Here is a 14,361-nt window from a genome sequence, read left to right as displayed (position 1 = left end):
CTAGCTTTTTAGATTGGTTATAATTGTAAAACATAATAATGATTACGCCTGCATAAAGTAAATGGATGACACAAAACCCCATAATATCTTGAGCACCTAATCCAGCAATCGCTAATGCGAGCAACGCGCCATGCCTATTAAGCTAATATTAAGTAAACTTCCATTTAGAAAAAAGAAACAATCTCGCCTAAAATTGACTTTGCATAAGCTTAGCTTGATAGCGATAGAGCAGTACCACATGGCCATCAAGATGAAATTTTGAGATACATTCATTGCTCCAAAAGTAATTGAAGGAAAAAACGGTACGTTAGAAAACAATGAAATCATTGCTGATGAATCTATCAAAGAAAAAGGGATCAAACTTGGAGATGAACTAGTAGATCCTATTTCTAAAAAGGCTTTCAAAGTTGTCGGATTTACACAAAATCAAATGTTTAGTCATTCACCTGTTGTTCATATGAATGAAAATGTATGGGACAGCATTGCACTGCCACATCAAAAAGATTACAGTGTAATCGCTCTAAATACTGATAAAAAAATCGATAATGCAAAAGTTGTTGATAAAAAAGAAGTACTACAAAGTATTCCGGGTTATAAAGAAGAACAGGGAACATTAACGATGATTATTGCGTTTTTACTTGTAATTTCAGCATTATTAATTGGTGTTTTCTTCTATGTCATTACATTACAAAAAACACATCAGTTAGGTGTATTAAAAGCAATTGGAACGAAAAACTCGTATTTAGCAAATACTCTAGTTGTACAGTCTATAGTCTTATCTGGTGTTGCTCTTATCATCGGTATTGGTTTAATCTTTGCTGTCGAAGCTGTTTTACCAGCTAGTATGCCATTCTTATTAACAACAACAACAATCGTACAATATGCGGGTATCTTTATCTTAATTAGTATATTTGGGACACTAATTTCTCTGTATCAAGTATTGAAAGTAGATGCATTAGAAGCAATCGGAGGTGGCATGTAATGGTAGCAGAATTAAAATGGGACATCCCATCGTCATTATTAAAATTGAATCAAGTAAGTAAAGTATATGGAAAAGGAGAAACAGAAGTAACAGCTTTACACCCAATTACATTAGATGTAAAAGAAGGCGAATTTATCGGTATTGTTGGTCCATCTGGCTCTGGGAAAAGTACATTGCTTTCCATTGCAGGTGCACTTTTATCTCCTTCAAAAGGAAATATTTATGTTTCTGGTCAAGATATAACAAGTTTATCAGAAAAAGAGATGACCGATATTCGTTTAAGAAAAATTGGATTTATATTTCAATTTGCAAATCTCGTACCTTTCTTAACAGTGAAAGAGCAACTCTTATATATCGCTAAGTTAAAGGGAGAAGATAAAAAAGAAGCTGGCAAATTTGCAGAACAATTATTGAAAACTTTTGGATTATCCCATCGAATGAATCATTATCCAAACCAACTTTCAGGTGGTGAAAAACAACGTGTAGCCATCGCTCGTGCATTTATGAATAATCCAGATTTAATTTTAGCTGATGAACCTACTGCTAGTCTTGACTCAAAACGTGCTAGAGAAGTAGTTGACTTAATGAAAGATGAAGTTAAGAAAAATAAAAAAGCAGCGATTATGATTACACACGATGAAAAAATGCTTGACGTATGTGATCGAATTTTAACACTTCGCGATGGAAAATTACTACGGGAAAACGAAGTGTAAAAACACGTGTACAATAATAGTGACTTTTAAAAAACTTTCTTATCTTCTATTTGACTAGGGGGATAAGAGAGTTTTCTTTAATTAACAGCACATTTTAAATTTTTTGTTTATATTACAATTAAATTTAAATATAATAATTTAGCGAAATATCCATGTAATATTGTGTTCATATTCTATTCATAATTCTCATGTAACATGCTTTATATAAAGCATGTTACATGAGAATTATGAACGTGTTAGCATCTGCTATTACATTTATTACAGCTGCACTCATTTTTTATACAATCGGAGTATGGAGTGAAAAATTTCAAAAGACATTAAAATTGTGGCATGTCATTATTTTCTGGCTTGGATTAGCATGTGATACGATTGGGACCACATTAATGGAGAAAATGGCAGAAGCAGGATCCCTATTCAGCTTCCATGGAATAACAGGCTTATCGGCAATTTTACTTATGCTATTTCATGCTGTTTGGGCAACAATTGTGTTAATAAAAAAAGATACAAAAATGATGACAACATTCCACACACTAAGTGTTATCGTATGGTTCATTTGGCTAATTCCATATATTTCTGGACTTATATACGGAATGACAAATAGCTTTTAATGAGCCTATAAATCAACATTGCTAAAACTACCTTAGGAGGTATATGATGAAAAAGTTATATAATGCATCGTTCACATATTTAATTATCGGTTTACTATCAGGTATATTTGCAAGAGAATATGCAAAAGTACAAGGAATTCAAGGCACTACTCTTCTGAACCTTTTGCACAAACATGTACTAGTTCTTGGATTTTTATTCTTTTTAATTGCCTTAGCCTTATCAAAATCATTTGCATTCCATGAAGCAAAAAGTTTTAACATGTGGTTTATCGTCTATAATGTAGGATTGATTTTAACAGTTTCTTCAATGGCGGCCCGCGGACTTCTTCAAATCAATGGAACTGATTTTAAAGGATTAAGTCATATTGCAGGAATGTCTCATTCTATCATCGGTGCCGGTCTCGTTTGGTTTATGATTCTATTAAAGAAATCATACAAAGGATAAAAGGAGGTCAAATATGAGCTTAGCTGTTCTATCAAGTATTATTGCTCTTTGTATGGCTGTTGGAATGATGTTTCTACGCTTAAAATCAGCAAAGAAACCTGTAACACTTAAAAAAATTATACTCCCACCAATTTTTATGAGTACGGGAGCTTCTATGTACTTCTTACCAGAATTTCGATTAACAACAACAGAAATTCTAGAAGCAGTTATCGTTGGTTTATTTTTCTCTATTTTTCTTATTAAAACGTCAAAATTTGAAATGCGTGGAAAAGACATCTATTTAATACCTTCTAAAGCATTTATAGTTATTTTAGTCGGTTTACTTGTTGTTCGCATTGCTTTTAAATCATATTTAAGTCAATCAATTGATTTAGGACAATTAAGCGGTATGTTCTTCTTACTCGCTTTTGCGATGATCGTCTCTTGGAGAATTGGAATGTACCGTTCATTTATAAAATTGCAGCGGGAAATGCAGTTTGTAGACAAAAGCCTTTAATGGGAAAAAACACATCTCTAAATAACCTGATCCTGGTACAATATCGGACTCAGGTTATTTATTTTAATGTATAGAGGGGCTTCACGCATACTTCCTATACTCATCATAAGAAAACACAATACCCCTATTCTCCACAACTGATTCTATATATGCATTATGTTGCCCAAAAGCTGATGCATGTATAGCCATACTTTCTCTAAATACTTCAAATCAAATGATCTTAATTAATATGCTTACTTTTATAACATTTTGAGAACATTACTTAGAAAGACTAGGTTTTATCATTTCGTACTAAAGTAATGAAAAATATAAATGAGGCCTAATAAGCCGATATATATCGTAACTAAAATACTATTTTCGATTTTTTCAGCAAACGTTTGTTGATGTACTTCTTGAGCAGCCGCCTCCTCTTGAAATACACTTGGACCCACTGTAATTGTATGATTTGCATCTGGTGCATCGCTCTATTAATGAGTGGCATCGTACTGAGGAAGACAATGACGGGTACGATCGCATACGGAGATAATAAAGTTTCTGTTATCGGAATTGCTACTTTAATACTACCAGCCGTTGTTTTTAGTAACGTTTCGCCTCCCGATGCGAGTGTGAGAGGGATAGAAGTAGAAAGATCTGCATGCCATATAAGAAAGCCAGAGTAGGAAGAAGCAATTGCGAGTCGATAATCGAGCCCTTTTAAATATCTTGCAACCTCTTTTGCATATAGAACAGAGACAACGATACCGAATCCCCAGTTAATATACGCGCCTCATAAACTGATGATAGAAATAGCAATAATACCTTGCCCACTCGTTTTAGGTAGTTGCGCAGCTGTTGTTAGTCCTTTGCGGATGAGGGGAGCGTTTGTGCTAAAGCAGATCCTGTAACAAGTACGAGTGCCATTTGCATAGAAAAGGCTAAAAGTCCCTAAATGCCATTTCCCCAATGGGCAATCATTTCTACTGGAGATTGTTGCGTTGCAAACATACCGAAGAAGATGACGAAAACAGTCAATAAGCAAGATAAAATAAGGAGATCTGGTAAAAAACGTTGCACAAGGGCGACGCAACCATTTGTAAATGAACGAAACAAAATAAATCAACCTTCTTGCATATATATGTTGATTGCAATGTTCGAGACAACCTTAACAATAACTTTTAATAGATTTAAGATTCTGAATTTTATAGTTAGAGAAAATCTTTCACTCCTGTGAAAGATTTTCTAAATGTTTTGCGATATCAACATACATATTTGAATAAATAGAATGTATCTCATTGCTCGGAGCGGCATTAGATGAGAAATGTACAATGACCATATTCGCTTTCGGATCTATATAAAGAGATTGACCATAACTTCCTAACACTTCAAAAGCACCTTGTTCATTATGCGGAATCCACCATTGATTATGATAAGAAATAGAAGCGCCCTGTCCAATAGCAAGCTCACCTTCTTGTACATTTTCTACACTTTCTGCAATAGAGGCAGGGATAACTTGCTTTCCTTTATATTGACCGTTATTTAAAAGTAATTGACCAAAGCGTGCCATGTCTCTCGCAGTTGCATTTAAACCGGCACTAGCTTGTTCGATCTTTGTCTCATCTGTTACGTAATAAGCGTTTTCTTCCATACCAATTTGTGACCAAATTCGTTCACTTACATTTTCAGCTAATGATTTTCCCGTAATAGTTCGAATAATCCAAGCAAGTGTTTCGGTTGAACCGTTATTATAAGAAAAAGATGAACCTGGTGATGCAGTTTCTTCAGCCTCTCGTAACATATCATAAATTTTCATAGGGCCATCATAATTTTTGCCCCGTGGAAGGATATTGCTAGCTAAATAAAGCTGTGCATCTTGGTTTTCTAATCCTGGTTGCATATATCCGTGTGTAGGGTATTCAACGGATACTTGCATATCCATTAGTTGCTGAATTGTCGCTTCTCCAAATGGTGTATTACGTAATTCTTTTATGTAAGTTTCAGCAGTTTTATTTACATCAATACGCTTTTCTTCAGTTAAAGATTGTATAAGTGCACCGGTAAATACTTTAGCTAAAGACGCCATTCCGTGCGGCTCATTTTGTTTATACCCGTTGAAATATTGCTCATAAACAAGCTTTCCATTATGCACAACGACAAATGCATCTGTTTTATTTTGATCTAATAGTTTTTTTAAAGGAATCGTATTTCCATACCCGCGTTTAACAGAGAAATCATCTAAGTTTTGTAACGCAGTCGGGAAGGGAGTTATTTGTATTGGATTGTTTTTCACTTCGTTAATTAACGTGAATTCTTTCATATGTGTATAGGACCAACGTAAGTAAGGGTCGTTTAACCAATTTTCTTTCGTCACGTTTTCTTTAGATGGAGCTGTTTTATTGTGTTTGAAAAAAGTAAAACCAAGCCCTGTAATTACGAATAATAATGTCAGCATAAGTAATAGCAGGGGAGATTTCTTAAAATTCATGTAAGTACCTCCTTTATTTCTAATGTAAGTATACGCTCGTCTGTAGAGAAATACAAAATAAGGAAAGTAAACAGAGAAGTTTACTTTCCTTATTGATATTAAGCAGATATTTGTCCGTCTGTCTGTTGCTTCTTGAATTTTTGTTTTCTGCCATGTAATCCATAATAAAGAAGTAAAGTAAATGCAACGATAATAGCTGCAATAAAATACATATTATGATAACTGGATCTTGCAGCGACGATACCTAAAATGAAAGAGCCAAATCCGATACCACTATCAAAGAATGAAAAATAAGTAGCAGTTGCTGAACCACGTCGATGGTTTGGGGCTGCAGAAATAGCGATTGTTTGGAAACTTGGAATTAAAGTTCCATATCCTAAACCGATTAAAACTCCTGCACCGAGGAACCAAGGTGAAGTTTGCGCTTGACTTAAAATAAACATCCCAATTGTAAAGATAATAATAGATGGATAGACAAGTATATTTTCACCGAAACGATCAAATATTTTTCCTGTAAATGGACGAGAAAGCACAACAACAAGTGCATATACAATAAAGAAGTAACTTGCGATATCTTCTAAACCAAGCTCTTTTGCATAAATAGGTATAAAGGATAAAATACCACTATAAGAAAACGCTAGAACAAATCCTGTAAGAGCAATCGGAATAGAAGATGGTTCAAGTAAGTCTTTCCATTTCATTCTTTCTTGTTTTTGTTTATTTACTGGTTTTTCATGTGGAATATTTACAAATAAGCCTAATAAAAATGCCAATAATGAAAAGATAGAACATACTATAAATAGTACAGTAAATGAAAAATGAGAAATAATTGTTAAACCTAAAAAAGGACCGATTACCATCGGTAAACTCATAAATACACCGAAATAAGCAAGTGCTTCACCACGGCGATGCGACGGAGCAACATCTGTTACAATTGTTCCTGTAGCTGTCGTTGCCATTCCAAATCCAATACCGTGTAAGAAACGAAGAGCAAGCAATAAAAATAAACTTTGTGCTCCGAAATACATAACAGTAGCGGCTAAAAATAGTGAAAGAGAAATAAATAATATTTTTTTTCTACCTAAATCATCAAGCCATTTTCCTGTGAATGGTCTACATAAAACAGAAGAAATAAGGAAAACGGTTGCCACTAAACCAATCTCTTCTGGTCTTCCTTTTAAGCCGTCTATGACATAGACAGGCAGGGTAGTCATAAGCATGTAAAACGTTAAAAAGAGAAAAAGACTACTAAAACAAGTTCCAAGGAAGTCTTTCGTCCAAAGTCTCTCACTTTGCATCGTCATCCCTCCAAATAATTAATCATTTAAATTTTTTATAACGGTTTGTAGTACTTCAAATGCATTGTGCAAATCGTCTTTATGAATGCCTTGCAAAGCTTTTTCCTCAAAAGCATCCACTTCTTCTTGCCATACTGGAATCATTTCTAGCGCTGTTTCCGATAAGGAAATGAGTTTTTCACGGCGATCTTTTCCTTCGGTTCGAATAATCCAGCCCATCGTTTCCATACGTGTTAGTGTGCGTGTCATTGTTGGTGATTCAACATTTAAGTATTGGCATAACTCAGTTTGGGTACAAGGGCCAGTTTGATTGATTCGGAAGATGACAGCCCATTGCGCACTAAATAAGCCTGTTGGTGAAACACGTTCATTAAATTTTTTTGTAAACTTTCGAGAAGTTTGACTGACAATGTGAAAAAAATGCTGTTTTTCGTCCATTAGTTTAATCCTTTCAAATTAGTTACCTAGCTAACTATATACCTTTTTATTAGAATTGTCTAGTGATAGACATGTTGTTTTATGTTAAAAAATCGTATAGATTTTATATTGAGAACGTACATTCTAAATGGTATGCTGAAATTAAGTAGAGAATTTTCTTTCTATTGAAAAGAATGGGGGAAACTTGTGATGATTAAGCCTGCAACAATGGAGTTTGTTTCATTATCAAATGGAGAAACGATCGCATATCAAGAGGTTGGAAGGCAAAATAAAGAAATACTTGTACTCATTCATGGAAATATGACATCTTCCCAACATTGGGATTTAGTTATTGAGAAGTTACAAGATCGATACCATATTTATGCTATGGATTTAAGAGGTTTTGGACAATCAACTTATCATAAGTCGATAGATTCGTTGCAAGACTTTGTAGAGGATATAAAACTATTTATAGATGAATTACAATTAGAGAAATTTTCATTAATGGGGTGGTCAATGGGCGGGGGGGTTGCGATGGAATTTACTGCAACTCATCCGAAACTTGTAGAGAAAGTAATTTTAGTAGAATCAGTTGGGATGAAAGGATATCCAATTTTCAAAAAGGATATTAATGGGCAACCAATTGTATCAAGCTTACTAAAAACGAAAGAAGAGATTGCACAAGATCCAGTACAAATTGCCCCGGTTCTAGACGCAATAAAAAACATGAATAAACTATACTATCGTACAATCTGGAATCTTTTAATTTATACTCATAATCAACCAGAACCAGAGCGTTACGAAAAATATTTAGATGATATGTTAACGCAGCGTAATTTTGTTGACGTAAACTACTCTTTAATTACATTTAATATTTCAGATGAACATAATGGAGTTGTGCAAGGGAATGGACACATCCATCGCCTTCAAGTACCAACACTTGTTGTACAAGGTGATCGTGATTATGTAGTTCCGCAAGTAGTTGGAGAGGAATTAGCAAAAAACCTTCCGAATGCGAAGTTAGTCATATTAGAAGATTGCGGACATTCTCCGTTTATTGATTGTTTAGATGAATTCATTGGGCATGTAACAAAGTGGTTAGATAGTAAATAATTCATCCCAAAATATATAAATGCTGCATATGCTATATCATTTGTATGTAAAGGGGGATTAGTAATGGTTTTAAGAATGCATAAACCGTCATTCGTTGTTCATTCTCCGTACAATGAACATATGTATACAAAAGTTTTTATTCAGCCTCTGTATATGCAAGTATTCACACCAGTTGTAGCCACGTATTCACAAGTGCATCCAGAACAAGCACCAGTGCAGCCATTTTTATATGGTCATTCATTTTATGAAATCCCATATTTTAAAAACTTTTATCATAATGTAAAAGCACAAGTTTGGGATGGATAAGAAGTTAAAAGATTACTCTTTTAACTTCTTTTTTTGTTGCTAATATTCGTACACGCATCTTAAAAACAGTTTATAATGAAAATTGGTGAGCATGAAAGGGAGAGGGAAGAGAATGTCAATACGGTTTACATTTTGGATTATGGTCGGTATTGTTGCGATTTCTGGATTGTCGCAAGGGATGCTTTTACCTGCAATCGCAATGATTTTTGAACAAGAAGGGGTTCGTTCAAGTTATAACGGTATTCATGCGACGGCATTATACATTGGAATTTTATTTATTTCACCGTGGTTAGAAAAACCGATGCAACGATTTGGAATGAAGCCAATTATAGTAATTGGTGGTTGTCTCGTTATTATTTCATTATTCTTTTTCACACAAACATTTTCATTTTGGGCATGGTTTATTCTTAGGTTTTTAGTTGGAGTAGGAGATCATATGCTTCATGTCGGGACACAAACATGGATTACAACAACATCTGATCCGAGTAAGATAGGTAGGCAAGTATCTATATACGGTGTGTTCTTTGGAATTGGCTTTGCAGTTGGTCCATATTTAGCGAGCACTGTACAGTACGGTCTTGCAACGCCGTTTATCATATCTACTATACTTTGTTTAATCGGATGGCTCTTATTACTACCAACGAAAAATGCATTTCCAGAACAAGATGAGGCAGGATCAAAAAATGAATCATCATTTTCTCGTTATAAGCAAGTCATTGGATTAGCGTGGATTGCGCTTATTGGTCCTCTTGCGTATGGTGTACTTGAGGCAATGTTAAATAGTAATTTACCAGTGTATGCACTTCGGAAAGGATGGTCTGTTGCTGATGTCTCCTTTTTACTACCTGCATTTGCAATCGGAGGAATTATTACGCAAATTCCGCTCGGTATATTAAGTGATAGGTACGGAAGAGATCGTATTTTAACGTGGACATTCAGCATAAGTACAATTATTTTCTTATTTGCTGCAGTATTTGATCAATATTACTGGATCGTATTTGGATGTATGCTTTTAGCAGGTATGGTAATTGGATCGTGCTTCTCTTTAGGTCTTGGATTTATGACAGACTTATTGCCGAGACACTTATTACCAGCTGGGAATATATTGTCGGGAATCGCCTTTAGTATAGGTAGTATTATGGGACCTGTATTAGGAGGTATATTTATAGAAAAAATACAGTATACAAGCTTTTTTATAGCGGTTATGATTATAATGGGAATTCTTGCACTGTTATATATCATGTATATGAAAAGTCAATTTGCATCAAGAAAAATAGAAAGTAGGTTAGGGCATGACAAAACAACCTAATAAGAAAAAATTTGAAGTACTAGAAAACGAAACCATAACAGACTGTTTAGCACGTATGGAAAAAGAGGCATATGCGCCTTCTCGTCGTATGGAAGAGCCCATCTTTCATGAAGTGAAGAAAGATGGGAAAACAGTAGTTGAACCGTGCGGAAGAAAAATTGTTTTTGAGGGGAAATTGAAGTAAAGAGGGGCTATATAAATAACGGATTCTCTTTTTTTGATACAAAATAATCCATCCAATTCGTATACGAGTTGGATGGATTATTTTCGTTAGTTCCCTACAATTTATTGTAGAGAACTTAGACTTTTTTTAGCATTCCATTAAAACGCCCTATAGTTTAATGACTTGAGTTACTGATTATATCTTCAATCATTCACTTTGAACTACATAGATATAGTTTTTGTTGTAACTGTTTGTTGAAATGCCTTATCATGTTCAACAATAACCATTGTGGGATTAAATTGTTGAATAAGCTCTTCAATCTGTATGCGCGAATAAATATCAATAAAATTTAATGGTTCATCCCATATATATAAATGAGCTTTTTCACATAAACTTTTAGCGATAAGCAGCTTTTTCTTTTGTCCACCAGAATAATGAGATATATCTTTCTCAAATTGAATTCGGTCAAAATCCATCTTACGTAGGATGGATTTAAATAACGGCTCATCAATCCCGTGCTCTTCAATAAAGTCCGATAACGACCCTTTTAAATGAGAAGTATCTTGTTGGACATAGGAAATAATGAGCCCTGAACCTAAATTAACTGAGCCTGTATGCTGTATCAGATGTCCTAGAATTAGTTTTAGGATACTACTTTTCCCGCTCCCATTTTTTCCATCAAGTACAATTCGGTCACTTTGTTCAACTATGAAGCTAATTGGCTCATTCACTATTTGGTCATCATACTTAACAGATACATCAGCTAAAACAATCAATTCATTTGAGTGAAATTTCAATTGTTCTAATTTTAATGACTCAGTTTTCTCCACATTTTTTAGTAATTTTGACTTTTCTTCAATCGCCTTTTGTTGCCTTGCTTCAAGATTCTTCGCTTTCTTCATCATCTTGGCAGCTTTATGTCCTACAAACCCCTTATCTAACTTAGATCCTGAATTCCTTGTTCCATTTTTGGAAGCTTCCACTTGATGAGACCAACTTGCTGAACGCTTGGAAGACTGTTTTAATCTCCCTATGTCTTTTTGTAGACGCTCATTTGTAGCCTCTTCGTGTTCTTGCTGTCTATCAAAATTTAACTTCCAAGAAGAATAGTTACCACTTTGAACTTCAATGTTTGCTCTATTTATAGATAAGATATGGTCAACGCATCCGTCTAAAAAGATTCTGTCATGTGAAATTAAAATAAATCCTTTTTTCTTCCTTAAATAATCAGAGACCATCTTTCGTGCATCAGTATCTAGATGATTTGTTGGCTCATCAATTAATAGAAATTGACCTTCATTCAAAAACAGTGCAGCAAGCAACACCTTTGTTTGTTCTCCATTTGATAATGTTTTAAATGGTCGGTACATGACCTCGGCATCAACATTTAAATAGGATATTTCACGAAGAAATTCCCAATCTTCTGCTTGGGGACAAATTTCTTCAAGGATTTCATGAGTAAACTTGTTCTTATCTGAAACTGGGTAAGGGAAATAATTAAATTCTACCGAAGAAGTGATTTTCCCACTATACTCATAATTCCCTAATAATAAATTAAAGAATGTCGTTTTACCTCGTCCGTTTCTACCGATAAATCCTAGTTTCCAATCCGTATCTATTTGAAAGTTTACACCTTCAAAAATATTATCAAAGCTACCTGGATATGAAAAAGTTAAGTCTTGAACTTTTATCATTGACATAATAATTCCTCCTTTATATATCGAAACTTTTCATATAAAGTCGGAATATCCATCAATTTTTTAATTTCTCCATATAAGTTTGATGGATACTAACGACTTATATAGAGCATTACATGTGTAACAATAGTGTCTGAATTACTCATTTTTCTCTCTCCTTTATTTGTTGGGTTAAAGTTACGGATTAATAAATATCGACTTATCTATAAGAGAATAAAAAAACCTCCCAATTTGCAATTGGAAGGATTAGTCTTTCACTTATACTCAATAAGTCCTTATTAATCATCGGAATCATGATAAATAAAGCATGAACTGATTTGTAAAAAAATGGATAGACTAACCCTATATTTTGTAGTTTGAAGTTATTAATTTCAAATTAAAATATAGATTAGTTAATCATTATTCACCCATCAGTCCTCTCATAATTCTATTTTTAGAGTAACATTCTTTTTTATGGAATGCAATATCAGAATCTTCTTCACATAATCCAAACTCATTTAAAATTCTTCGATCAAAGAGATAAAGCATTGCATCATTTTTACAAACATCATGACTTAATTTCAAACTCACAACATATACATGCTTAATCTGTATGAATTATTTCACAAATCAGGATATTCAGCTGGACGTCGGGAAGGATACACCTAATAATGATTAGGGTGGTGTCGATGAATAAAATTGTTCGCCTTTTCCTATTGTTTGTTTTTTTTCAAATAACCACTGTAAATAACGTTCTTGCAAATTCAAATGATAAACCAAAACCTTTTGAACAAATCTATCCTGAAAATGGATATACAACTGTCGAAGAAGCTGTAAGGGAAGCTGAAAGACATTTCAAACAAGACTTACAACGGCCATTTAGAGTTCCTCCTATTGAATTCACACACTATTTTGGAAGATTTACTGATTTAGAAGGCGAAACGAATGATTCGTTTGAAGTCGAATGTATTAGTGATCAATCTCCTGAGAATCATTACAAAATTGATGTGCGACCTGTTAAGCATAAAATCCCAATAAGAGATACGCATGTTTTAGGTGTTTATAAGCTAAAAAATGACATTCAAGCTACATATATGAATATTTCTGGTTTTAATGTATTAGTTTTCGAGAAGGAGAATTAGCAGTATATGCTTAGTGTGGATAAAAGGGTTTATGACAAGGTGACACCAAAAGTATTAGTTGAAATAGCAAATTCAATTGATTACCCTTCAGAACACAAAAACTAATATGGATTGAAGGTTTAGGGAACTTTGTACGAAGATTGTAGAAGACATGTGTAATTAAGAATCAGATAGGAGATTAAATCTAATTTAGAATTATTAGATGGAAATAAAAACACTATATAAGCCCCTTATAAGCCCCTACCAAGTAATAAATCATTAAACAAAAACAAAACAAAAACAACTACAAGAACAAAAAATAAAACCGTCGTAGTAGTAGTAAAAAAAATTTTAAATTCGAATGCCAAAACCGTTTGCTCATTCCTACATTTATATTGAAGGATTGGAATTTTCCTATTTACTAATAAAGGGTGGAGGGAAAACATATGGCGGTGTATCGAAATATGCAGGTGAGCTTTTGGCAAGATGAATTTATTTTAGACTTAACGCCAGAAGAGCGTTATTTTTACATATATTTGTTAACTGGTACGAAAACGAAGCAATGTGGTATTTACATATTACCAAAGCGTTTGGCAGAGCTTGAAACTGGTTACAGTATGGAGACTGTTGAGAAGTTAGTGAACCGGTTTGTTGAATACGGGAAGATCTTATATGATGCGGAAACGAAGGAGTTATTTATTATAAATTGGCTAAGCTATAACCCTATTTTAAATACGAACATAGAAAAGTGCGTGTTACGGGAGCTGAAGACTGTGAAAAATAAAGAATTTGTACATATGTTTCTTAGAAGATGTTTGGAGGAAGAGTTGAATATTCCGTTATTACTAGAGTGTTTTGGCATGCCGGATGAAGAAGTTGAATTGATTTCCAAAAAAGTTCTTCAAGTTTGTGAAGATGATGAGGAAGAAGTAGAAAAAGTAGAAGCAGAAATAAATGAGGTGAATCCAAGTAGTAATGTGTTCATGTTTTATGAACAAAACTTCGGTAGTTTGTCGTCTTATGCTGCGGAGGAATTAAGTAAATGGGGAGGAGAATTACAAGAGGATTTCAATGAAGTAGAGGAAGCGACAGCGAAATTTAGGAAGAAGGAAACGTCTTTTGTGTGTGAGACTGAGAAGTTTTTAGTTGAATATGAAGAGTGGGAGAGGAATGTACCTTGCACGGAAGAGATATTGAGTTTGCATGATCCTTAGTGACGGATAAGTAATGAGAAGTATGAATCCTAGCTTCAT

At 34.0% G+C, this 14,361-nt stretch carries 15 protein-coding genes and 3 pseudogenes; 11 read left to right on the top strand and 7 right to left on the bottom strand.

The genetic code is table 11. The annotated features are described in order from the left end of the window. A pseudogene (locus DJ93_RS31985) lies at positions 1–127 on the bottom strand (TIGR00366 family protein); the annotation flags it as partial. A gap of 135 nt (positions 128–262) precedes the next feature. Here DJ93_RS31985 and DJ93_RS01405 point away from each other — a divergent pair. The 5 genes and pseudogenes from DJ93_RS01405 to DJ93_RS01385 all read left to right on the top strand — a co-directional run. Continuing rightward, positions 263–982, top strand: a pseudogene (locus DJ93_RS01405) (ABC transporter permease); the annotation flags it as partial. Next, positions 982–1,695 (top strand): ABC transporter ATP-binding protein, encoded by a 714-nt coding sequence (locus tag DJ93_RS01400; RefSeq protein ID WP_042978855.1) that lies wholly within the window; start codon positions 982–984, stop codon positions 1,693–1,695. The pseudogene DJ93_RS01405 and the gene DJ93_RS01400, both read left to right, overlap by 1 nt. Before the next feature lie 233 nt (positions 1,696–1,928). Then, entirely contained in the window at positions 1,929–2,303 is a 375-nt protein-coding gene (locus tag DJ93_RS01395) for an HsmA family protein (protein WP_042978854.1), read from the top strand. A gap of 46 nt (positions 2,304–2,349) precedes the next feature. Further along, the gene (locus tag DJ93_RS01390; RefSeq protein WP_042978853.1) at positions 2,350–2,748 is read left to right on the top strand and encodes a DUF2871 domain-containing protein; all 399 of its coding nucleotides are present in this window, start codon (positions 2,350–2,352) and stop codon (positions 2,746–2,748) included. A 13-nt stretch (positions 2,749–2,761) separates the two neighbouring features. Continuing rightward, a complete protein-coding gene (locus DJ93_RS01385) occupies positions 2,762–3,244 on the top strand; it encodes a CcdC family protein (protein WP_042978852.1) in 483 nt (160 codons plus the stop codon). Between the two features lie 284 nt (positions 3,245–3,528). On the opposite strand, the pseudogene DJ93_RS01380 reads toward DJ93_RS01385, so the two are convergent. From DJ93_RS01380 to DJ93_RS01365, 4 genes and pseudogenes are all read right to left on the bottom strand, one after another. After that, a pseudogene (locus DJ93_RS01380) lies at positions 3,529–4,333 on the bottom strand (TIGR00366 family protein); the annotation flags it as partial. Positions 4,334–4,442: 109 nt separating this feature from the next. Further along, a complete protein-coding gene (locus tag DJ93_RS01375) occupies positions 4,443–5,705 on the bottom strand; it encodes a serine hydrolase domain-containing protein (protein WP_042978851.1) in 1,263 nt (420 codons plus the stop codon). A 98-nt stretch (positions 5,706–5,803) separates the two neighbouring features. Then, positions 5,804–7,003, bottom strand: coding sequence for an MFS transporter (locus DJ93_RS01370; RefSeq protein WP_042978850.1), 1,200 nt, complete (start codon positions 7,001–7,003; stop codon positions 5,804–5,806). 18 nt (positions 7,004–7,021) lie between these two features. Continuing rightward, complete coding sequence (locus tag DJ93_RS01365; RefSeq protein WP_042978849.1) at positions 7,022–7,441, bottom strand: MarR family winged helix-turn-helix transcriptional regulator; 420 nt, start codon at positions 7,439–7,441, stop codon at positions 7,022–7,024. Positions 7,442–7,630: 189 nt separating this feature from the next. Between DJ93_RS01365 and phaZ the strand changes: the two genes are divergently transcribed. The 4 genes from phaZ to DJ93_RS01345 all read left to right on the top strand — a co-directional run bounded on the left by phaZ (position 7,631) and on the right by DJ93_RS01345 (position 10,332). Next, entirely contained in the window at positions 7,631–8,533 is a 903-nt protein-coding gene (gene phaZ / locus DJ93_RS01360; protein ID WP_042978848.1) for an intracellular short-chain-length polyhydroxyalkanoate depolymerase, read from the top strand. 75 nt (positions 8,534–8,608) lie between these two features. Further along, positions 8,609–8,839 (top strand): hypothetical protein, encoded by a 231-nt coding sequence (locus DJ93_RS01355; protein ID WP_042984092.1) that lies wholly within the window; start codon positions 8,609–8,611, stop codon positions 8,837–8,839. A 112-nt stretch (positions 8,840–8,951) separates the two neighbouring features. After that, complete coding sequence (locus DJ93_RS01350; RefSeq protein WP_042978847.1) at positions 8,952–10,148, top strand: MFS transporter; 1,197 nt, start codon at positions 8,952–8,954, stop codon at positions 10,146–10,148. After that, positions 10,132–10,332, top strand: coding sequence for an NETI motif-containing protein (locus DJ93_RS01345; protein WP_042978846.1), 201 nt, complete (start codon positions 10,132–10,134; stop codon positions 10,330–10,332). The genes DJ93_RS01350 and DJ93_RS01345 overlap by 17 nt, the downstream gene beginning before the upstream one ends. A 200-nt stretch (positions 10,333–10,532) precedes the next feature. On the opposite strand, the gene DJ93_RS01340 is transcribed toward DJ93_RS01345, so the two are convergent. After that, the gene (locus DJ93_RS01340) at positions 10,533–12,011 is read right to left on the bottom strand and encodes an Lsa family ABC-F type ribosomal protection protein (RefSeq protein ID WP_042978845.1); all 1,479 of its coding nucleotides are present in this window, start codon (positions 12,009–12,011) and stop codon (positions 10,533–10,535) included. Between the two features lie 396 nt (positions 12,012–12,407). After that, complete coding sequence (locus DJ93_RS33040; protein WP_181969248.1) at positions 12,408–12,578, bottom strand: hypothetical protein; 171 nt, start codon at positions 12,576–12,578, stop codon at positions 12,408–12,410. A 98-nt stretch (positions 12,579–12,676) separates the two neighbouring features. On the opposite strand from DJ93_RS33040, the gene DJ93_RS01335 reads away from it, so the two are divergent. Together DJ93_RS01335 and DJ93_RS01330 are read left to right on the top strand one after the other, a co-directional pair. Further along, complete coding sequence (locus DJ93_RS01335) at positions 12,677–13,129, top strand: hypothetical protein (RefSeq protein ID WP_241484242.1); 453 nt, start codon at positions 12,677–12,679, stop codon at positions 13,127–13,129. A gap of 425 nt (positions 13,130–13,554) precedes the next feature. Beyond that, entirely contained in the window at positions 13,555–14,322 is a 768-nt protein-coding gene (locus tag DJ93_RS01330; RefSeq protein WP_042978844.1) for a hypothetical protein, read from the top strand. Positions 14,323–14,361: the final 39 nt, after the last annotated feature.

The organism is Bacillus clarus, from assembly GCF_000746925.1.
GTDB classification, from domain to species: Bacteria; Bacillota; Bacilli; order Bacillales; family Bacillaceae_G; genus Bacillus_A; species Bacillus_A clarus.
Note: the sequence above shows the minus strand (reverse complement) of the source record. Positions and strands in the feature narration are given on the sequence as shown.